Here is a 19,182-nt window from a genome sequence, read left to right as displayed (position 1 = left end):
CATGACGGTCGCGCAACCCCTCGTCCTCCTCGCCGCCGGCGGCACCGGCGGGCACCTTTTCCCGGCGGAGGCCCTGGCGCTGCGCCTGCGCGACCGCGGCATCCGGGTGGTGCTCGCCAGCGACGGCCGGGTCGAGGCGCTCTCGGGCGGCTTCCCGGCCTCCGAGATCGTGTCGATCCCCTCGGCCACCCCCTCGGGGCGCTCGCCGCTCGCCCGCGGGGCGGCCTTCCTGACGCTCGGCCGCGGCTTCGCGGCGGCGATCCGGGCGGTGCGGCGGCTCAACCCTGCGGTGGTAGTGGGCTTCGGCGGCTACCCGACCGTGCCGCCGCTCCTCGCCGCCCAGATGCTGAGGGTGCCCACCCTCCTGCACGAGCAGAACGCCGTCATGGGCCGCGCGAACGGCTTCCTCGCCCGCGGCGCCTCGGTGATCGCGACCGGGTTCTCCGAGGTGCGCGGCGTGCCCGCGCGGGCGGGCGCGCGGCGCGTCCACACCGGCAACCCGGTGCGCCCGGCGGTGCTGGCGGCGGCGGACACGCCGTACCCGGCACTGTCGCCGGACGGCCCGCTCAACCTCCTGGCCTTCGGCGGCAGCCAGGGCGCCCGGGTGATGAGCGAGGTCGTGCCCGAGGCGGTCGCCCGCCTGCCAGCCCCCCTGCGCGCCCGGCTGCACGTGGTGCAGCAGGCCCGGGCCGAGGACCTCGCCCGGGCCGAGGCCATCTACGGCCGCGCCGGGCTCGCCTCGGCCTCGGTCGCGCCCTTCTTCAAGGACCTGCCGGCCCGGATGGCCGCCGCCCACCTGGTGGTGGCGCGCTCGGGCGCCTCGACGGTGGCGGAACTCGCGGTGATCGGCCGGCCCGCCATCCTGGTGCCGCTGCCGGGCTCCCTCGACCAGGACCAGGCGGCCAACGCGGCCGTGCTCGGCGCGGCGGGCGCTGCCTTTCCCCGACCACAAACGGACTTCATTCCTGAGCGGCTCGCGGCCGATCTCGAGGCCCTGTTCGGCGCGCCCGAGCGGCTCGCCGCCGCCGCGGCCGCCGCCCGCAGGACCGGGATCCCCGACGCCGCCGAGCGCCTCGCCGCCCTGGTGGTCGAGACCGCGATCGCGGCCTCGACCCGCTGACCGTTCGCCAAGGACACCCGACCCATGAAGCTGCCGAACAAGCTCGGACCCATCCACTTCATCGGCATCGGCGGCATCGGCATGTCCGGCATCGCCGAGGTGATGCACAATCTCGGCTACACGGTGCAGGGCTCGGACGCGGCCGACAACTACAACGTCAAGCGCCTTGCCGAGAAGGGCATCCGCACCTTCGTCGGCCACCGGGCGGAGAACCTCGCGGAGGCCGAGCTCGTCGTGGTCTCGACGGCGATCCGCCGCGACAACCCGGAACTGGCGATGGCCCGCGAGCGCCGGTTGCCGGTGGTGCGCCGGGCCGAGATGCTGGCCGAGCTGATGCGCTTCAAGTCCTGCGTGGCGGTGGCGGGGACGCACGGCAAGACCACCACGACCTCGCTGGTGGCCACGCTGCTCGACGCCGGCGGGCTCGACCCGACGGTGATCAACGGCGGCATCATCAACGCCTACGGCACGAATGCCCGCATGGGCGAGGGCGAGTGGATGGTGGTGGAGGCCGACGAATCGGACGGCACCTTCCTCAAGCTGCCCGCCGACATCGCCATCGTGACCAACATCGACCCGGAGCACCTCGACCATTTCGGCTCCTTCGACGCCATCAAGGACGCGTTCCGGGCCTTCATCGACAACATCCCGTTCTACGGCTTCGCGGTGATGTGCATCGATCACCCGACCGTGCAGGACCTCGTCGGGCGCATCGAGGACCGCCGCATCATCACCTACGGCGAGAACCCGCAGGCGGATGTCCGCCTGATCGACGTCGACCTGAGGGGGGGCCAGAGCCGCTTCCGGGTGATGATCCGCGACCGCCGGCCGGGCTTCCGCCTGGAGATGGAGGATCTCGTCCTGCCGATGCCGGGCAAGCACAACGCGCTCAACGCCACCGCGGCCCTCGCGGTGGCGCACGAGCTCGGCGTCGCGCCCGAGGCGATCCGCCGGGCGCTCGCCGGCTTCGGCGGGGTGAAGCGCCGCTTCACCCGCACGGGCGAGTGGAACGGCGCGCAGATCTTCGACGATTACGGGCACCACCCGGTGGAGATCAAGGCGGTGCTGAAGGCCGCCCGCGCCTCGACCGAGGGCAATGTGGTGGCGGTGGTGCAACCGCACCGCTACACGCGGCTCGCCTCGCTGTTCGACGATTTCTGCACCTGCTTCAACGACGCCGACACGGTGATCGTGGCCCCGGTCTACGCGGCCGGCGAGGCGCCGATCGAGGGCTTCGACCGCGACACGCTGGTGGCGGGCCTGAAGTCGCGCGGCCACCGCAACGCGGTGGCGCTGGAGCGCAGCGAGGATCTCGCCGGCCTGGTCAACGGGCTCGTCGGCCCCGGCGACTACGTCGTGTGCCTGGGCGCCGGCAACATCACGCAATGGGCCTACGCGCTGCCGGGCGAGCTCTCGGCGCTCGGCGAGAAGGCGGCGTGAGCGGCCCCGCGAGGCCTGCGCGGCCCCGGGCGCCAACCGGCGCGGTGCCCGCCCGCGACCGCGCGCGGGCTCATCCGGCTTGCCGGACGAGATCCTCGACGTCGATCCGCGGCGCCCGCGCCAGCCTAGCATCCACCTCGATGTCGGCGACGGCTTCATCCCGCTCGATCGCGGCCGGCCGGCGCGCCGGGATCCCGGCCTCGAGCCGCGCCCTGGAGGCCGCGACGACGCGGCCGTCCTCCGTCTCCTCGGGCAGGCTGCGCAGCCGCTCGAACGCCTCCTCGGACAGGATCGCGAGGGGCTCGCCGGCCGGGGGCTTGGTGCGGACGATGGTCATGCGCCGGATCCGACTCGTCGACCGAGCCGCGCGGCCCGACCGCGTGGACGATGATGCGATCGCCCTCCGCCGTGAAGAGGATCCGCCAAGGCCCGACCCGGAGCCGGTCGCCGGCCTGTCCCCGCAGCGCGGCGACGTTGTCGGTCAGCGCGTGCGGCTCCGCCGCGAGGGGGTCGAGCTTCTCCCGGATGAGGGCCTCGACGTTGCCCGGCAAGCGGCCGAGCGCGCGGGCGGCGGCGCGCGAGAAGACCACGGTCCGACCCACCGACGCCGCGTCAATCACACTTGAGACCGCTCGGCACCCCGTGTCGAGCGCGGATGGATCCATGACCTCCCACGACCTCCTCGCGCTCCTCGCGCCCGCCGGCCTGCGCGGACGCCTCCTGCCCGACCACCCGCTCGCCGACCTGACGTGGTTCCGCGTCGGGGGCCCCGCCGACCTCCTCTTCACCCCCGCCGACGAGGAGGATCTCGCGGCCGCGCTGCGGGCGCTGCCGGCCGAGGTGCCGGTCACCGTGATCGGGCTCGGCTCGAACCTGATCGTGCGCGACGGCGGCGTGCGGGGGCTGGTGATCCGCCTCGGCGGCCGCGCCTTCGGGAGCATTGAGATCGAAGGCGACACGGTCCGCGCCGGCGCCGCCGTGCCGGACGTGCGGCTCGCCCGCGCCGCGGCCGAGGCCGGACTCGACGGCATGGCCTTCTACCGGGGCATCCCGGGCTCGGTCGGGGGGGCGCTGCGCATGAATGCCGGCGCCCATGGCGGCGAGACGACCGACGTGCTGGTCGAGGCGCGCGGCGTCACCCGGGAGGGCGAGATCCGCCGCTTCGGCCATGCCGAGATGGGCTTCTCCTACCGCCACGCCGCGGTGCCGGAGAGCGTGGTCTTCACGGGCGCGCTCTTCCGCGGCCGGCCGGGCGACAGGGCGGCGATCCTCGCCGAGATGGACCGGGTGACGGCGGCCCGCGAGGCGGCCCAGCCGATCCGGGAGCGCACCGGCGGCTCGACCTTCAAGAACCCGGAAGGCCGCAAGGCCTGGCAGCTGATCGACGCGGCCGGCTGCCGCGGCCTGCGCCGCGGCGGCGCCCAGGTCTCGGAGATGCACTGCAACTTCTTAATCAATACGGGCGGCGCCAGCGCGGCCGAGATCGAGGGGCTGGGCGAGGAGGTCCGGGCGCGGGTGAGGGCGCAGTCGGGCGTCGAATTGCACTGGGAAATCAAACGGATCGGTGTTCCGGCCTAGGCTCCGGGGCGGGGCGTTGCGCGGGCGCGACGGCCGGCGCGACCAGTGGATCGCCACCTCGTCTGCCGGCGAAATTAAACCGAAAATTTACCAGCTGGTTCGAGAGTCGGCGTTAACGGCGCATCAAGCACTCGGCTGCCCGGGCAGCGGCGTGCCGGCCTCCAGCGATCCGCGACCGTCGGGGTTCACGCCCCGGCGCGAGGCGGGAGGTGGAGCCGCCGGCACGCCGGATCCAGGGGACCGGGGGCCGTCCGCGTCGGATCAGATCGCCCGCGTCGGGTCCAGTTTCGGTGAACTCGCCCCATGGATGGTGGAGGACGCTTTCCTGAACCGCCGATCGCCGCCGGCCCCGCCGGCGGCGCGGCCGGCAGCGCCCCCGCCGCGGCTCCGGCCGGAAGGGGGCTGCCCGGGGATCTGAGCCGCTACCTGCCGCGCTTCCTGCGGCCGCGTCGCGCCTCGGTGGCGATCCCGGCCGAGCAGCGCCTGCCGCATCTCGTCGGGACGAGCCTCGTCTTCGGCTTCTTCGGCCTCGTCGGCGCGGCGGGCTTCGTCGCGAGCGGCGCCTATGCCGAGATGGTGGCGCGCTCCGGCACGCCCCTCGACATCGTCGCCCGCGCGGCCGGGTTCGGCCTCGACAAGGTCACGATCGCCGGGCTCGTGCAGCTGCAGCCGGCCGAGATCCTGCACGCCGCGGGCATCGACCGGCGCAACTCGCTGCCCTTCCTCAACGTGGTGGCGGTGCGCGACCGCTTGGCCGAGGTGCCGCTGATCGGCTCGGTCTCGGTGCGCAAGATCTACCCGCACGAACTGGTGGTCACGCTCGCCGAGCGCGAGCCGAGCGCCCTGTGGCAGCGCAACGGCGAGATCTCGGTGATCTCGGCGGACGGCACCGTGATCGACCGCATGCGCGACGGGCGCTTCGCGACCCTGCCCCTGGTGGTCGGGGACGAGGCGAACCTGCGCACCAAGGAATACCTCGACCTCCTCGACGCGGCCGGCCCGCTGCGGGAGCGCATCCGCGCCGGGACCCTGGTCTCGGGCCGGCGCTGGACGCTCAAGCTCGACGGCATCGACGTGCGCCTGCCGGAGAGCGGCGCCCGGGAGGCGATGGCCCGCCTCGTGCGGATCGAGGCGGAGTCGCGCCTCCTGGAGAAGGACATCATCGCGGTCGACCTGCGGATGCCCGACCGGGTCGTGGTGCGCCTGACCGAGGAGGGCGCCGCCGCCCGCCAGGAGGCGATGAGGAAGAAGCCGAAGGCGAAGGGGACCGAGACATGACGCGCTCCGCCCCCTCCCTCCCCATCCCAGCTGTCCGCGCGGGCGTTGCGTCATGAGTCTCCTCCAGCACGGCCTCACGCCCCGCCTGAAGCCGCTCTCCGCGCGGCGCAGCGCGACCCTGTCGGTGCTCGACGTCGGCACCAGCAAGGTCGTCTGCCTCGTGGCCGAGCTCCTGCCGGTCGAGACCCTGTCGACCCTGCGCGGCCGCACGCACCTCGCGCGCATCATCGGCATCGGGCACCAGCGCTCCCTCGGCCTGAAGGGCGGGGCAGTGGTGGATCTCGAAGCCGCCGAGAACGCCATCCGGCACGCGGTCCACGCCGCCGAGCGCATGGCCAAGTGCGAGGTGCAATCCGTCATCGTGAACCTGTCGGGCGGGCGGCTCGGCTCGCAGCACTTCGAGGCGCGGGTGCCGGTGCGCACCGGCCCGGTCACCGGCTCGGACGTGCAGCGGGTGCTGGAGGCGGCGAGCACGCACAGCGTCAGTCCCGGCCGCGCCGTCCTGCACGCCCTGCCGACCGGCTACTCCCTCGATCAGCAGAGCGCCGTGGTCGATCCCTCGGGGATGATCGGCGAGACCCTCGGGGTCGACCTGCACGTCGTCACCTCGGAGATCGCCACCGCGCGCAACCTGATGCTGGCGGTCGAGAACTGCCATCTCGGGGTCGAGGCGGTGATCGCCACGCCCTACGCCTCGGGCCTCTCGGCCCTGGTCGACGACGAGGCCGAGATGGGCGTCGCGGTGGTCGACATGGGCGGGGGCACGACCAGCGTCGGCGTCTTCTCGGGCGGCCACCTCGTCCACGTGGACGCGGTCGCGGTCGGCGGCCACCACGTCACCATGGACATCGCCCGCGGCCTCTCGACCCGGGTGGCGGCCGCCGAGCGGCTGAAGACGCTCTACGGCGCCGCCATGGCCACCGCCTCGGACGAGCGCGACATGATCGCGGTCCACGGCGTCGACGAGGACGAGCGCGACCTGCCGCATCACATCCCGAAATCGCAGCTCGTGCGCATCATCCGGCCGCGGGTCGAGGAGGTGCTGGAGCTGGTGCGCGACCGGCTGCGCAATGCGGGCTTCGCCGCCCAGGCCGGCCGCCGGGTGGTGCTCACGGGCGGGGCGAGCCAGCTCGTCGGCCTGCCGGAGGTCGCCCGCCGCATCCTGCAGGGGCAGGTCCGCATCGGCCGGCCGCTCGGCATCAAGGGTCTGCCGGAGGCCGCCAAGGGGCCGGCCTTCTCGGCGGCGGTGGGGCTCCTCGTCTACCCGCAGGTCTCCCACGTCGAGCATTTCGAGCCGAAGGGGCACCACGGGAGCAAGGGACACACGGACTCGACCTACATCGAGCGCGTCGGGCGCTGGATTCGGGAGAGCTTCTGAGCAATCGAGCGCCCGGCCGGGCTCGAACAGGCCCCGGGGGCGAGCGGGACGACACACCGGCGCCGGTCGGCGCTCACGACACCACAAGGGGCACGCGCATCATGGCCATCAGTCTCCAAGCGCCGGACATCCGGGAACTCAAGCCGCGCATCACGGTCTTCGGCGTGGGCGGGGCCGGCGGCAACGCCGTCAACAACATGATCGAGTCGGGGCTGCTCGGCTGCGAGTTCGTGGTCGCCAACACGGACGCGCAGGCGCTGACCTCCTCCAAGGCCGAGCGCGTGATCCAGATGGGCATCGGCGTCACCCAGGGCCTGGGCGCCGGCTCGCAGCCGGAGGTCGGCCGCGCCGCCGCCGAGGAGGTGATCGACGAGATCCGCGACCAGCTCTCGGGCGCCCACATGTGCTTCATCACCGCCGGCATGGGCGGCGGCACCGGCACGGGCGCGGCGCCCGTGATCGCCCGGGCCGCCCGCGACATGGGCATCCTGACGGTCGGCGTGGTGACGAAGCCCTTCCAGTTCGAGGGCGTGCGCCGGATGCGCACCGCCGAGGCGGGCATCTCCGAGCTCCAGGCCGCCGTCGACACGCTGATCGTCATCCCCAACCAGAACCTGTTCCGGGTGGCGAACGAGAAGACGACCTTCGCGGACGCCTTCGCGATGGCCGACCAGGTGCTCTACTCGGGCGTCGCCTGCATCACCGACCTGATGGTGAAGGAAGGCCTGATCAACCTCGACTTCGCCGACGTGCGGGCGATCATGCGCGGCATGGGCAAGGCGATGATGGGCACCGGCGAGGCGTCGGGCGAGAAGCGCGCCAACCGCGCCGCCGAGGCCGCGATCGCCAACCCGCTCCTCGACGACGTCTCGATGAAGGGCGCCCGCGGCCTGCTGATCTCGATCACCGGCGGCAACGACCTCACCCTCTACGAACTCGACGAGGCCGCGACCCGCATCCGCGAGGAGGTCGATCCGGACGCCAACATCATCCTGGGCGCCACCTTCGACGAGAGCCTCGACGGCATCATCCGGGTCTCGGTGGTGGCGACCGGCATCGAGCCGGCCCTGATCACCGCCCACGCGGTGAACGCCCCCGACCTCGCCCAGACCGAGCAGCGCATCGCGGAAGTCGCCGACCGGCTGCGCGCCGAGGCCCGCGCCCGCGCCAACCAGACTCAGGCCCCCGCGGCCGGCGCCTACCGGGCGGCCGAGCCGGCGCCCGCGCGCCCGGCTCCGGCGCCGGAGCCGGTCGCCCCGATGGCGGCCCCGATGGCCGAGGCGCCCCGCGCCGAGATGGCGCCGGCCCTGATCCACGACGAGGTGCAGATCACCCCGGCCCAGCCGCGGGCGATGCCGGCCTACGAGCCGCCGGCCCCGGCGCCCCAGGTCGAGCAGCCGATGGTCTCGGCCTCCGCCCCCTTCATCCCGCCGTCCCCGGCGGTGGTGCGGGCGCCGCGGATGCCGCGGGTCCAGGACCTGCCGCTGCCGGCCCAGGCCCAGATCCGCGCCAGCCGTGGCGAGGAGCCCGCGCCCCAGCAGGCCGCCCCGGACGCCAAGCGCACCTCGCTGCTGCGCCGCCTCGCCACGGTCGGCTTCGGAGGCCTGCGCGCCGACGAGGCACCGGCCGCGGCGCCCCAGGCACCGGCCATGCAGGCCCCGGCGATGCACCACGCCCAAGGTCTGAACGCCCAAGGCATGCACGCTCAAGGCCTGCACGCTCAAGGCCTGCACGCGCCTGCGCCGCAGCCGCCGGTCGCCCGCGCCCCGCAGGCCCCGCTCGCTCCGCCGGCGCCGCGCGCCCCCGCGCCGCAGAGCTACGCGGCGCAGCCGCAGGGCTACCGGCCGGCCCAGGGCAACCTCGACCCGCAGGGCCGGGCCGCGCCCGCCCCGCGCATGATGGACGACGATCAGCTCGAGATCCCGGCCTTCCTGCGCCGGCAGGCGAACTGAGCCCCGACGCGCCCCGTCCCGGAACGGGACGGGGCCGTTCCGCACCGGGACGAACGCGCCCCGGGAGGGCCGCGATGGCGCCGCACGGACGCCATCCCGACCCGCCATTGAGGTGTTTCGGACACACCCCGGGACCCGCTGTCCCGGGGCTTAGGCGCTTGTCTAAAGCACTGTGATATAAAGCGAATCAGGGACCGAAACGGGGCCGCCGCGTTGTTACAGAGCGTAAGAAACCGTGATTTGGCCGCGCTTTCGAGCGCGACTATAGGTGTCCCAACAGCAAAGCAGGGGCGCGGGCCGCAGACGGGCCGAAGCGCCCAAGGGGCTTCGAACAGCGGATGGGTCTCACTCGAGCGTGTCTCCCAAGCGGGACGCGACGGTGGATCGCGTCCGGGGGCTGAAGAATGAGATCGAGTCAGCAGACGACCCTCCGCTCAGCCGTGAGCCTTTCCGGCATCGGCGTCCATTCCGGCAACCCCGTCACCGTCACGCTCCACCCCCGCGAGTCCCACGAGGGCATCGAGTTCCTCCGGACCGGGATGCCGACCGGCCTCGACCGCATCATCAAGGCCCACCACAGCCAAGTCTCCGCCACCGAGCTCTGCACCGTGATCGGCGACCGCCACAGCGGCGCGGTCGCCACGATCGAGCACCTGATGTCCGCCCTGCGCGGGCTCGGGGTCGACAACGCCCTCGTCGAGATCGACGGGCCCGAGATGCCGATCCTCGACGGGTCGAGCGCCCCCTTCGTCACCGCCATCGACTCGGTCGGCCTCGTCTCCTGCGGCGCCCCGCGCCGCTTCATCAAGGTCCTGAAACCGGTACGGGCCGAGAAGGGCCGCGCCTTCGCGGAGCTTCGTCCCTACGAGCGCGGCTTCCGCCTCGACGTCGAGATCGACTTCGAGAGCCCGGTGATCGGCCGCAGCCGCAAGGCCCTCGACCTCACCCCGGCCGCCTATCGCCGCGAGATCGCCCGCGCCCGCACCTTCGGGATGATGCGCGACGTGGAGCGCTACTGGAAAGCCGGGTTCGCGCTGGGCGCCTCTCTGGAGAACACCGTCGCGGTCGGCGACGGCGGCGTCGTCAATCCCGAGGGCCTGCGCTACCCGGACGAGTTCGTCCGCCACAAGCTCCTCGACGCGGTGGGCGACCTCGCCCTCGCCGGCCTGCCGATCCTCGGCGCCTACCAATCCTATTGCGGCGGCCACGGGCTCAACGTCGCCGTCCTCGACGCCCTCTTCGCGGACCGCGCCAATTACGCGGTGGTCGAGGCGGCCGGCAGCCGCCGCGAGCCCGTCCTCGCCGAATTCGGCGTCGGCCTCGGCGCGGCAGCCTACGCCCCCGATCTCTGAGGCAGCCCCTTCCGCGCAACCGGCCCTGGCGGCCGAAGGTGGCACCGAAGCCACAGCGCGCAGCTTTCCGCCGGACCTGACCCCGCGCCGCCCTGCCGACCGGCCTTCCCTGCGGGGACCGCGCCGTTTTCGCGCCCAAATCACCCCGCACAGGTCGACGCCGCGCCTCGGACCGTCAAGGACCCGCGGGCGGAGTGGATCGACAAACGCGGCGCCCGCGCGGGCCGCCTGCCTGAGGATGAACCGTATGCCTCTCGCCTCCTCGCTTCGCGGTGCGAAGGGTGCCGTTCTTCGCGTCGCGCTGCTCGCGGCCTGCGGCGCCGGCCTGAGCGCCTGCGACGCGCTCGACTCGATCAATCCGTTCGGACCGGAGAAGTACAAGCCGGAGGTGATCGAGCGCCGCCCGGCCGACAAGATCTACAGCGAGGGCCTCGCCAAGCTCGAGGACCACGACTACGACGAGGCGGTCAAGCGGTTCCAGAACCTCGACAAGGAATACGCCTACTCGGATTGGTCGCGCAAAGCCGTGCTGATGACGGCCTACGCGAACTACGAGGGCGCCAAGTACGAGGACGCGATCACGGCGGCGAAGCGCTACCTGCAGCGCCATCCGGGCAGCAAGGACGCGGCCTACGCCCAGTACATCCTGGCGATGTCGCACTACAAGCAGATCCCGGACGTGACCCGCGACCAGGAGCGCTCGGAGCGCGCGCTCGCCGCCCTGCAGGAGCTGGTGCAGAAGTACCCGACCTCGGAATACGCGGCGGACGCCAAGGCCAAGATCCAGATCACCCGCGACCAGCTGGCCGGCAAGGAGATGACGGTCGGCCGCTACTACCTGGATCGGCGCAACTTCCCGGCCGCGATCAACCGCTTCCGCGAGGTGGTGAGCAAGTACCAGACGACCCGCCACGCCGAGGAGGCGCTGGAGCGCCTGGCGGAGGCCTACATGGCGCTCGGCATCGTGGCCGAGGCCCAGACCGCCGCCGCCGTGCTCGCCCACAACTTCCCCGACTCGCCCTGGTACAAGGACGCCTACGCGCTGCTGCAATCGGGCGGCGTCGAGCCCCGCGAGGAGAAGTCCTCGTGGATCAGCAAGGCCTTCCGCGGCATCGTGGGGATCGAGACCGCCGAGGCGCAGTAGGCGGAAGCGACCGCCGGCGGCGCGCCGCCGGCGGGTCCCGGATCCCGGGCCGGCCCACCGCCGCTCGCGCCCGGCGCTCGGGCGAATGGCCGCGCGTGCGGCCGCGCGTCCCCCTCGCGCCGCGGCCCGTCCTCCTGTAGAGACGCGCGGTTCCGCACTCAGAGAGACCCGGCCAGGCGGCATGCTGGTTCAGCTCGCCATCCGCGACATCGTCCTGATCGACAAGCTCGAGCTGAATTTCCGCGACGGCCTCAGCGTGCTGACCGGCGAGACGGGGGCCGGCAAGTCGATCCTGCTCGACGCCTTCACGCTCGCCCTGGGCGGGCGCGGCGACGGCCGGCTCGTGCGCCACGGCGAGGCGCAGGGGCAGGTCACCGCCGTCTTCGACGTGCCCCTCGACCACCCGGCCCGCGCCATCGCGGCCGCGTCCGACCTCGACACCGAGGGCGACCTCGTGCTGCGCCGGGTCCAGGTCGCGGACGGGCGCACCCGCGCCTTCGTCAACGACCAGCCGGTGGGCGTGCAGGTGCTGCGCGCCATCGGGGCGGCCCTCGTCGAGATCCACGGCCAGCACGACGACCGGGCGCTCGCCGACCCGACCACCCACCGCGCCATACTGGACGCCTTCGGCAACCTGCAGGAGCGGCAGGCGGCGGTGGCGGAGGCGTCGAGGGGCGTGCGGCAGGCGCGCGCGCGCCTCGCCGAGCACCGCGTCCGGGTCGAGGCCGCCCGCAAGGAATCGGATTTCCTGCGCCACGCCGTGGAGGAGCTCGGCGCGCTCGCGCCGAAGCCCGGCGAGGAGGCCGACCTCGCCGAGCGCCGCACCGCCATGCAGCAGGGCGAGAAGGTGGCCCGCGACCTCAACGAGGCCCTCGACGCGGTCGGCGGCCAGGGCTCCCCCGCCGCCCACCTCTCGGCGGCCCTGCGCAAGCTGGAGCGCCGGGCCGCGCAGGCGCCGGCCCTGGTCGATCCCTGCGTGACCGCCCTCGACGCCGCCCTGGTCGCCCTCGACGAGGCCCGCGACGCCCTCGAACACGCCCTGCAGGCGGCGGAATTCGATCCCCGCGAGCTCGAGCGGGTGGAGGAGCGCCTGTTCGCCCTGCGGGCGGCCGCCCGCAAGTACGACGTGGCGGCGGACGACCTCGCGGCCCTGCGCGAGCGCTACGCCGCGGACGTGGCGGCGATCGATGCCGGGGAGGAGACCCTGGGGCGGCTTGAGGCCGACCTCGCCGCCGCCGAGGCGGCCTACCTGAAGGCCGCCCGCGCCCTCAGCGAGGGGCGGCGCAGGGCGGCGGGCAAGCTCGACAAGGCCGTGCAGGCGGAACTGCCGCCGCTCAAGCTCGAGCGCGCCCGCTTCCTCACCGAGATCGCCACCGACGAGGCGAGCCGCGATCCCGCCGGCCTCGACCGGGTCGAGTTCTGGGCCCAGACCAATCCCGGGACCCGCCCCGGGCCGATGATGAGGGTCGCCTCGGGCGGCGAGCTGTCGCGGTTCATGCTCGCCCTCAAGGTCGTGCTGGCCGACAAGGGCTCCGCCCCGACCCTGATCTTCGACGAGATCGATACCGGGGTCGGCGGCGCGGTGGCGGACGCGATCGGGGCTCGGCTCGCCCGGCTCTCCGACCGGGTTCAGGTCGTGGCCGTCACCCACGCGCCGCAGGTCGCCGCCCGCGCCGCCAGCCACTTCCTGATCGCCAAGGAGGCCGTGAAGGGCTCCGACCGCGTCGCCACCCGGGTGACGCGCCTCGCCGAGGCGCCCCGCCGCGAGGAGATCGCCCGCATGCTCGCGGGCGCCACCGTCACCGAGGAGGCCCGCGCCGCCGCGGCGCGGCTGCTCCAGGCCGCCGAGGCCTGAGGCGGGCTCGCCGGGCTCCCGCCCTGGACAGCCCGGCGGCGATGGTTAAGCTCGGGTGAGCGGAGTCGCGCCGCCCCGCTTCCGGGCGCCGGCATGGTGAACGAAGTCTGAAAGTTAACCTTTCCTTAACCATGGGGGCCGATCCTCTCGGCTCGCGGGGCGCCCCGTTGCCGGGGCCCCTGAGCGCGCAGGGGGATCGCGATGGAGCAGGACGCCGTGACGCCGGACATGACGCCCGACCGCCGGCTGCCTCGACTGGGTGCCGAGATTCAGAAACGGCTCGGTCAAGTTCTGCGGGCCTTCTACGAGAAGACGACGGACGGGCTGCCGCTGCCCGCCGACCAGATCCAGCTGCTGCTGCACCTGCGGCACCGCGAGCGCGAGTTGCAGCGCACGCGGTGAGGCACCCCGCCGCGCGGGCTTGAGGGAAGCCGAAATCCGCATTGCGACGCAATTCGTCGGATCACGAGCCCGCGCGGCGCTTGAGCGAAGCCGAAATCCGCATTGCGACGCAATTCGTCGGATTTCGGATGATACGACGAAGCCCCTCCGTCCCGGCCGGGACGGAGGGGCTTCGCGGCCGTGGCGCTCTTCGGGCGCGGCACTCCTCGGGCGCGGCACCCCTCGGGCGCGGCGTCAGGCGCCCTCGCCCATGGCGGACTGGATCATCCGGTCGCCGTTGAGGTCGTCCTCCGTGTAGCCGAGGAGGTCGGCGAGCCGGTTGCGGGCGCGGTTGACGCGGCTCTTGATGGTCCCGATCGCCACGCCGCAGATCCGGGCGACCTCCTCGTAGGACAGGCCCTCGGCCCCGACCAGGATCAGCGCCTCGCGCTGGTCCGGCGGCAGCTTGGCGAGGCCGGCGCGCAGGTCCTGCACGTCCAGGCGGTGGCCCTGGTCGGGGGCCGAGAACAGCCGCGCCGCGTAGGTCCCGTCCTCGTCCTGCACCTCGCGCATGCGCTTGCGCTGCTCCGAGTAGAAGGCGTTGCGCAGGATGGTGAACAGCCACGCGTTGAGGTTCGTGCCCGGCTGGAAGCGGTGCTGGTTCTGCCAGGCGCGCAGGATCGTGTCCTGCACGAGGTCGTCCGCCCGGGCGGAATTGTTGGTGAGCGAGAGCGCGAAGGCCCGCAGCGAGGGCAGGGCGGAGAGGAGCCCGTCGCGGAACTCCGGCTCGACGCTGCGCCCCTGGGCGGCGAGCGCGGCTTCGAGCCGCTCGATCAGCGCCAGGACCGTGTCCGGGGTGGCGGTCTCGATCGCCGCGTAGGCCTCCCGCAGCTGCCGCCCGAGGTGCTGCTGCACCGTGGAGGGCAGGGAGGGCTTGGGCTCGGCCGGGGCGAGGGTGGCGGCATTCGGGTAGAGCATGGGGGGACTCTTCGCTGGGAGGGGCGGGGGCGGACGGTTCCGCCCGGGGACGAGGGGGGCGGGGGAGGTCAGGCGCGCCCGGGGCGCCGGTCGCCGCCGCGAGCGGTCTCCGGCGCGGTCCCCCCGGGCCCGCCCCTCGCCGCGCCTCCCGCCTGCTCGATCGCCATCGGCTCCTCCTCTACCCCGTGTGACGCGCGAGGCCGCAACCTGGCCTCGCGCCGGGGCAACGGCCGAAGCACGGCCAAGGTTCCCGAGCCGGACTCTCGCCCGAGCCGGGCTCGTTGCCGGGCCGGATCCCCCGAGGCGCTCCTACCAGGGCCGGCCGCCGGGCCGGCGCCGGTACTCCGCCGCCCGGATCCGCGTCAGGAGCCGGTCGAGGTCCACCAGGAGGTCCCGCTCCTCCGCCTCGGCCGCCGCGATCGCCTCCGGATCGGACAGGTAGAGCCGCTGCTGGCGCGCGAGGGCGAGCCGGCGCTCCAGCCCCTCCCGCTCCGCATGCAGCGCGAGCAGCGCCGCGCGCTCCGAATCGTGCCCGTTCCCGCTCCCGGTCGTCGATGCCTCCTGCACGGCGGGGTCCTCACCTGCTCCCAGCTTGCCATGGCAGGATAACGCGCGAGCCCCCCGGACCGTCCCATGCTCCCGGCGACTTCGAGCGGAGGGCGAGGGCGATGTCATGCAACCGTCATGCAACCGTCATAGGGGCGGCGTCGTGCGGGGCTACCGCTCGCGCCGCGATGGACAGCCTCTCGCCCCGAGGCGAGACCCAGACCGCGCGTCAGATTGACGGAACACGGAGAGCTTTCGTGAAACGATTCGCCACCGCGCTCGCCATCGGGCTCGCGACCGCCCAGATCGCCACCGCCGCCCTCGCGGCCGACATCACCGGCGCCGGCGCCACCTTCCCGTTCCCGGTCTACTCGAAGTGGGCCGAGGCCTACCGCAAGGAGGCCAGCGTCGGCCTGAACTACCAGTCGATCGGCTCCGGCGGCGGCATCAAGCAGATCCAGGCCCGCACGGTCGATTTCGGCGCCACCGACGCGCCCCTGAAGGGCGAGGCCCTCGAGAAGGACGGGCTCGTGCAGTTCCCGACCGTGATGGGCGGCGTCGTCCCGGTCGTGAACATCCAGGGCGTGAAGTCGGGTGAGGTGAAGCTCACCGGCGAGCTCCTCGCCGAGATCTACGCCGGCAAGATCAAGAAGTGGTCAGACCCCAGGATCGCCAAGCTGAACGAGAGCGTGAAGCTCCCCGACGCGGTGATCACGCCGGTCTACCGCTCCGACGCGTCCGGCACGACGAGCATCTTCACGACCTACCTGTCGGACGTGTCGGCCGATTGGAAGAAGGAGTTCGGCGCCTCGACGACGATCAGCTGGCCGGCCGGCCAGGGCGGCAAGGGCAACGAGGGCGTCACCGCCGTCGTGAAGCAGGTGCCGAACGCGATCGGCTACGTCGAGTACGCCTACGCCAAGCAGAACAAGCTGCCGGTGGCGCTGCTCCAGAACAAGGCCGGCAAGTTCCCCGAGCCGAGCGACGAGGCCTTCCAGGCCGCCGCCGCCAACGCCGACTGGAAGTCCGCCCCGGGCTTCGGCATCGCGCTGACCAACCAGGCCGGCGAGAAGGCGTGGCCGATCACCGCCGCCACCTTCATCCTGGTGCCCAAGAGCCCCAGCGACCCGGCCCGCGCCGCCGAGGTGCTGAAGTTCTTCTCCTGGGCCTACAAGAACGGCGACAAGCTCGCCAGCGACCTCGACTACGTGCCGCTGCCCGACGCCGTCGTCGGCCTGATCCAGGACGAGTGGAAGAAGGTCACCGGCAAGGACGGCAAGCCGGTCCTCGGCATGTGAGCCGCAACCCGGCGCCCCCTCCGGCCCTCGCGCCGGAGGGGGCGCCCCATCGACGGCTCGCGTCGGGCGGCTCCGCGCGCTACAGGCGGCTCACTGAAGGGAAATCCGGATGGTCGCGTTGTCCGAACACCTCGCTCTCGCCACCGCCCCCAAGGCCGCGCGCGGCGCGCCGAGCCCCCTGGCGGACCGCCTCTTCCAGGCCGCCGCCTTCGGCTCGGCGCTGCTGGTGCTGCTGGTGCTCGCCGGCATCCTCGCCTCGATCGTCTACGGCGGCTGGCCGGCCTTCCAGGCCTTCGGGCCCGGCTTCATCACCTCGAGCGCCTGGAATGTCGGGCGCGAGGAGTACGGAGCCCTCGTCGCCATCATCGGCACCCTGGTCTCGGCCTTCCTGGCCCTGGTGATCGGCGTCCCGATCTCCCTCGGCATCGCCATCTACCTCACCCAGCTCTGCCCCGGCTGGGCGCGCAAGCCCGTGGCGATGACGATCGAGCTGCTCGCCTCGGTGCCGAGCATCATCTACGGCATGTGGGGCCTGTTCGTGTTCGCCCCGCTCTTCGCCCGCTTCGTGCAGGTGCCGGTCTCGAACCTCGTCGAGGGCCTGCCTGTCGTCGGCACGCTGCTCTACGCGCAGGTGCCCTCGGGGGTCGGCATCCTGACCGCCGGCATCATCCTGGCCATCATGATCGTGCCCTTCGTGGCCTCGATCACCCGCGACATGCTCGACCAGATCCCGACCGTCCTGCGCGAAAGCGCCTACGGCATCGGCTGCACCACCTGGGAGGTCGTGCGCCACGTGCTGGTCCCGCAGGCCTCGGTCTCGATCATCGGCGCGATCATGCTCGGGCTCGGCCGGGCGCTCGGCGAGACCATGGCGGTGACCTTCGTGATCGGCAACGCGAACCGCCTGTCGCCCTCGATCTTCGACCCGGGCTCGACCATCGCGTCGCGCATCGCCAACGAGTTCAACGAGGCGGACGGGATGCAGCTGCACGCCCTGCTGGCGCTCGGCTGCATCCTGTTCGTCGTCACCTTCATCGTCCTCATCGTGGCCCGGCTGCTCGTGCGCCGCGTGAAGGTCGCCTGATCCCGCCCGACGGAGCTCTGATGCCATGGACGCCCGGACCACCCTCGCCACGGCAGGCCAGGCCGCGACCGCCGAACCGGCGCGCCAAGCCTGGGGCCGCGTCCGCGCCGGCCGGCGCACCGCCGACCGGCTGCTGATCATCCTCTGCACGGCGGCGACGGCGCTCGGCGCGATCGTGCTGGGCTCGATCCTGCTGATGCTGATCGTCGAGGGCCTGCGCGGCCTCTCGCCGACCCTGTTCACCGAGGTGACGCCGGGTCCCGGCTCGGAGGGGGGCGGGATCGCCAACGCCATCCTCGGCAGCCTGGTCATGACGCTGATCGGCATCGTGGTGGCGACCCCGGTCGGGGTGCTCGCCGGCACCTACCTCGCCGAGTACGGGCGCACGGCCAAGCTCGCCGACGCGATCCGGTTCCTGAACGACATCCTGCTCTCGGCGCCCTCGATCCTGATCGGCCTCTTCGTCTACACGGTGATGGTGCGCACCATGGGCGGCTACTCGGGCTGGGCCGGCGGCGTGGCGCTCGCCATCATCGCGACGCCGGTGATCGTGCGCACCACCGAGGACATGCTGCGCCTCGTGCCGGGCTCCCTGCGCGAGGCCGGCGCGGCCCTGGGCGCGCCGCCCTCGATCGTGATCCGCGCCGTCACCTGGAAGGCCGCGCAGGCCGGCATCGTCACCGGCATCCTGCTCGCCCTGGCGCGCATCGCGGGCGAGACGGCGCCGCTCCTTTTCACGGCGCTCAACAACAATTCCTGGTTCAGCCCCAACCTGATGGGCGGCGTCGCCAACCTCCCGGTGATGATCTACCAATTCGCCCTCTCGCCCTACGAGAACTGGCGCCAACTCGCCTGGGCGGGCGCCCTGCTGATCACCGTGACCATCCTGGGCCTGTCGATCGCGGCCCGCCTGTTCCTGCGCGGCGGCAGGGGCCGCTGAGACCGCGCCGCCCCCCGCCGACGATCCTCCGGAGAACCCCGATGAGCGCCTCCGCCACCGCCGCACCGGTCGTCAAATCCGGCGCGGCCGACGAGACCGCCCCGGTCCGCCTCGCGGTCAAGAACCTCAACTTCTACTACGGGACCTTCCAGGGCCTGAAGAACATCAACCTCGACTTCCACGACCGGCAGGTCACCGCGCTGATCGGGCCGTCGGGCTGCGGCAAGTCCACGCTGCTGCGCACCTTCAACCGGATCTACTCGCTCTATCCCGACCAGCGGGCGGAGGGCGAGATCCTGCTCGACGGGCGCAACATCCTCGACCCGGCGATCGACCTGAACGAGCTGCGCGCCCGCGTCGGCATGGTGTTCCAGAAGCCGACGCCCTTCCCGATGTCGATCTACGACAACATCGCCTTCGGCATCCGGCTCTACGAGCGGCTCGGCAGGGCCGACCTCGACCAGCGCGTCGAGGAGGCCCTGCGCAAGGCCGCCCTCTGGGACGAGGTCAAGGATAAGCTCAAGCAATCCGGCATGGGCCTGTCGGGCGGCCAGCAGCAGCGCCTCTGCATCGCCCGCACGGTCGCCCAAAAGCCCGAGGTGATCCTGTTCGACGAGCCGACCTCGGCCCTCGACCCGATCTCGACCGGCCGCATCGAGGAGCTGCTGGAGCAGCTGCGCGGGGAATTCACCATCGCGATCGTCACCCACAACATGCAGCAGGCGGCCCGCATCTCGCAGTTCACGGCCTTCATGTATCTCGGCGAGCTGATCGAGTTCGGGCCGACGAACCGGCTGTTCATGACTCCGACCAAGCGCCAGACCCAGGACTACATCACCGGCCGGTTCGGCTGACCCT

The 19,182-nt window shown here is 72.7% G+C and carries 18 protein-coding genes; 15 read left to right on the top strand and 3 right to left on the bottom strand.

The window, feature by feature from the left end:
• Window position 1 precedes the first annotated feature (1 nt).
• A complete protein-coding gene (murG, locus tag M446_RS32475) occupies window positions 2-1,120 on the top strand; it encodes an undecaprenyldiphospho-muramoylpentapeptide beta-N-acetylglucosaminyltransferase (RefSeq protein ID WP_012336330.1) in 1,119 nt (372 codons plus the stop codon).
• Between the two features lie 24 nt (window positions 1,121-1,144).
• On the top strand, window positions 1,145-2,560 hold the full coding sequence (gene murC, locus M446_RS32470) for a UDP-N-acetylmuramate--L-alanine ligase (protein ID WP_012336329.1): 1,416 nt from the start codon (window positions 1,145-1,147) through the stop codon (window positions 2,558-2,560).
• A gap of 70 nt (window positions 2,561-2,630) precedes the next feature.
• Here murC and M446_RS32465 read toward each other — a convergent pair whose 3' ends face one another.
• Complete coding sequence (locus tag M446_RS32465; RefSeq protein ID WP_012336328.1) at window positions 2,631-2,897, bottom strand: hypothetical protein; 267 nt, start codon at window positions 2,895-2,897, stop codon at window positions 2,631-2,633.
• On the opposite strand from M446_RS32465, the gene M446_RS38435 reads away from it, so the two are divergent.
• The 9 genes from M446_RS38435 (at window position 2,896) to M446_RS32420 (ending at window position 13,499) form a co-directional block, all read left to right on the top strand.
• Window positions 2,896-3,186, top strand: coding sequence for a hypothetical protein (locus M446_RS38435; protein ID WP_043701887.1), 291 nt, complete (start codon window positions 2,896-2,898; stop codon window positions 3,184-3,186). The two genes, M446_RS32465 and M446_RS38435, sit on opposite strands and share 2 nt — an antisense overlap.
• Before the next feature lie 37 nt (window positions 3,187-3,223).
• Window positions 3,224-4,138 carry a UDP-N-acetylmuramate dehydrogenase gene (gene murB, locus M446_RS32455; RefSeq protein ID WP_012336327.1) on the top strand — a complete coding sequence of 305 codons (915 nt, stop codon included), beginning with the start codon at window positions 3,224-3,226 and terminating at the stop codon, window positions 4,136-4,138.
• Between the two features lie 303 nt (window positions 4,139-4,441).
• A complete protein-coding gene (locus M446_RS32450; protein ID WP_012336326.1) occupies window positions 4,442-5,416 on the top strand; it encodes a cell division protein FtsQ/DivIB in 975 nt (324 codons plus the stop codon).
• Window positions 5,417-5,468: 52 nt separating this feature from the next.
• Window positions 5,469-6,794 (top strand): cell division protein FtsA, encoded by a 1,326-nt coding sequence (gene ftsA, locus M446_RS32445; RefSeq protein ID WP_012336325.1) that lies wholly within the window; start codon window positions 5,469-5,471, stop codon window positions 6,792-6,794.
• 101 nt (window positions 6,795-6,895) lie between these two features.
• A complete protein-coding gene (ftsZ, locus tag M446_RS32440; protein ID WP_012336324.1) occupies window positions 6,896-8,746 on the top strand; it encodes a cell division protein FtsZ in 1,851 nt (616 codons plus the stop codon).
• 404 nt (window positions 8,747-9,150) lie between these two features.
• Window positions 9,151-10,098, top strand: a complete 948-nt coding sequence (gene lpxC / locus M446_RS32435) for a UDP-3-O-acyl-N-acetylglucosamine deacetylase (protein WP_012336323.1) — start codon at window positions 9,151-9,153, stop codon at window positions 10,096-10,098.
• 247 nt (window positions 10,099-10,345) lie between these two features.
• Window positions 10,346-11,242, top strand: a complete 897-nt coding sequence (locus M446_RS32430) for an outer membrane protein assembly factor BamD (protein WP_012336322.1) — start codon at window positions 10,346-10,348, stop codon at window positions 11,240-11,242.
• Window positions 11,243-11,423: 181 nt separating this feature from the next.
• Window positions 11,424-13,097 carry a DNA repair protein RecN gene (gene recN / locus M446_RS32425; RefSeq protein ID WP_012336321.1) on the top strand — a complete coding sequence of 558 codons (1,674 nt, stop codon included), beginning with the start codon at window positions 11,424-11,426 and terminating at the stop codon, window positions 13,095-13,097.
• A gap of 201 nt (window positions 13,098-13,298) precedes the next feature.
• Window positions 13,299-13,499: a hypothetical protein gene (locus tag M446_RS32420; RefSeq protein ID WP_012336320.1), complete on the top strand. Its 201-nt coding sequence runs from the start codon at window positions 13,299-13,301 to the stop codon at window positions 13,497-13,499.
• A 234-nt stretch (window positions 13,500-13,733) separates the two neighbouring features.
• Here the strand turns inward: M446_RS32420 and M446_RS32415 are convergent, their stop codons facing one another.
• Window positions 13,734-14,456 carry a sigma-70 family RNA polymerase sigma factor gene (locus M446_RS32415; RefSeq protein ID WP_012336319.1) on the bottom strand — a complete coding sequence of 241 codons (723 nt, stop codon included), beginning with the start codon at window positions 14,454-14,456 and terminating at the stop codon, window positions 13,734-13,736.
• 309 nt (window positions 14,457-14,765) lie between these two features.
• Window positions 14,766-15,023: a hypothetical protein gene (locus M446_RS32410; protein WP_012336318.1), complete on the bottom strand. Its 258-nt coding sequence runs from the start codon at window positions 15,021-15,023 to the stop codon at window positions 14,766-14,768.
• A 236-nt stretch (window positions 15,024-15,259) separates the two neighbouring features.
• Between M446_RS32410 and pstS the strand changes: the two genes are divergently transcribed.
• The 4 genes from pstS (at window position 15,260) to pstB (ending at window position 19,178) form a co-directional block, all read left to right on the top strand.
• Window positions 15,260-16,300: a phosphate ABC transporter substrate-binding protein PstS gene (pstS, locus tag M446_RS32405; RefSeq protein WP_012336317.1), complete on the top strand. Its 1,041-nt coding sequence runs from the start codon at window positions 15,260-15,262 to the stop codon at window positions 16,298-16,300.
• Between the two features lie 109 nt (window positions 16,301-16,409).
• Window positions 16,410-17,384 carry a phosphate ABC transporter permease subunit PstC gene (pstC, locus tag M446_RS32400; RefSeq protein ID WP_012336316.1) on the top strand — a complete coding sequence of 325 codons (975 nt, stop codon included), beginning with the start codon at window positions 16,410-16,412 and terminating at the stop codon, window positions 17,382-17,384.
• 25 nt (window positions 17,385-17,409) lie between these two features.
• A complete protein-coding gene (pstA, locus tag M446_RS32395) occupies window positions 17,410-18,324 on the top strand; it encodes a phosphate ABC transporter permease PstA (protein WP_012336315.1) in 915 nt (304 codons plus the stop codon).
• A 41-nt stretch (window positions 18,325-18,365) separates the two neighbouring features.
• Window positions 18,366-19,178, top strand: coding sequence for a phosphate ABC transporter ATP-binding protein PstB (gene pstB, locus M446_RS32390; protein ID WP_012336314.1), 813 nt, complete (start codon window positions 18,366-18,368; stop codon window positions 19,176-19,178).
• Window positions 19,179-19,182 lie beyond the last annotated feature (4 nt).

Origin of the sequence: Methylobacterium sp. 4-46 (assembly GCF_000019365.1) — a bacterium.
GTDB lineage: Bacteria > Pseudomonadota > Alphaproteobacteria > Rhizobiales > Beijerinckiaceae > Methylobacterium.
The sequence above is the reverse complement of the archived record's forward strand: the minus strand, read 5'-3'. Positions and strand labels throughout refer to the sequence as shown.

What these genes read in the sequence shown, in the direction of transcription:
- M446_RS32430 (WP_012336322.1), top strand. Translation starts at nt 10,346, where the DNA reads ATGCCTCTCGCCTCCTCGCTTCGCGGTGCGAAGGGTGCCGTTCTTCGC.
- murG (WP_012336330.1), top strand. Translation starts at nt 2, where the DNA reads ATGACGGTCGCGCAACCCCTCGTCCTCCTCGCCGCCGGCGGCACCGGC.
- recN (WP_012336321.1), top strand. Translation starts at nt 11,424, where the DNA reads ATGCTGGTTCAGCTCGCCATCCGCGACATCGTCCTGATCGACAAGCTC.
- murB (WP_012336327.1), top strand. Translation starts at nt 3,224, where the DNA reads ATGACCTCCCACGACCTCCTCGCGCTCCTCGCGCCCGCCGGCCTGCGC.
- M446_RS32465 (WP_012336328.1), bottom strand. Translation starts at nt 2,897, where the DNA reads ATGACCATCGTCCGCACCAAGCCCCCGGCCGGCGAGCCCCTCGCGATC.
- pstA (WP_012336315.1), top strand. Translation starts at nt 17,410, where the DNA reads ATGGACGCCCGGACCACCCTCGCCACGGCAGGCCAGGCCGCGACCGCC.
- ftsZ (WP_012336324.1), top strand. Translation starts at nt 6,896, where the DNA reads ATGGCCATCAGTCTCCAAGCGCCGGACATCCGGGAACTCAAGCCGCGC.
- M446_RS32450 (WP_012336326.1), top strand. Translation starts at nt 4,442, where the DNA reads ATGGATGGTGGAGGACGCTTTCCTGAACCGCCGATCGCCGCCGGCCCC.
- M446_RS38435 (WP_043701887.1), top strand. Translation starts at nt 2,896, where the DNA reads ATGCGCCGGATCCGACTCGTCGACCGAGCCGCGCGGCCCGACCGCGTG.
- M446_RS32415 (WP_012336319.1), bottom strand. Translation starts at nt 14,456, where the DNA reads ATGCTCTACCCGAATGCCGCCACCCTCGCCCCGGCCGAGCCCAAGCCC.
- pstB (WP_012336314.1), top strand. Translation starts at nt 18,366, where the DNA reads ATGAGCGCCTCCGCCACCGCCGCACCGGTCGTCAAATCCGGCGCGGCC.
- pstC (WP_012336316.1), top strand. Translation starts at nt 16,410, where the DNA reads ATGGTCGCGTTGTCCGAACACCTCGCTCTCGCCACCGCCCCCAAGGCC.
- lpxC (WP_012336323.1), top strand. Translation starts at nt 9,151, where the DNA reads ATGAGATCGAGTCAGCAGACGACCCTCCGCTCAGCCGTGAGCCTTTCC.
- murC (WP_012336329.1), top strand. Translation starts at nt 1,145, where the DNA reads ATGAAGCTGCCGAACAAGCTCGGACCCATCCACTTCATCGGCATCGGC.
- M446_RS32420 (WP_012336320.1), top strand. Translation starts at nt 13,299, where the DNA reads ATGGAGCAGGACGCCGTGACGCCGGACATGACGCCCGACCGCCGGCTG.
- ftsA (WP_012336325.1), top strand. Translation starts at nt 5,469, where the DNA reads ATGAGTCTCCTCCAGCACGGCCTCACGCCCCGCCTGAAGCCGCTCTCC.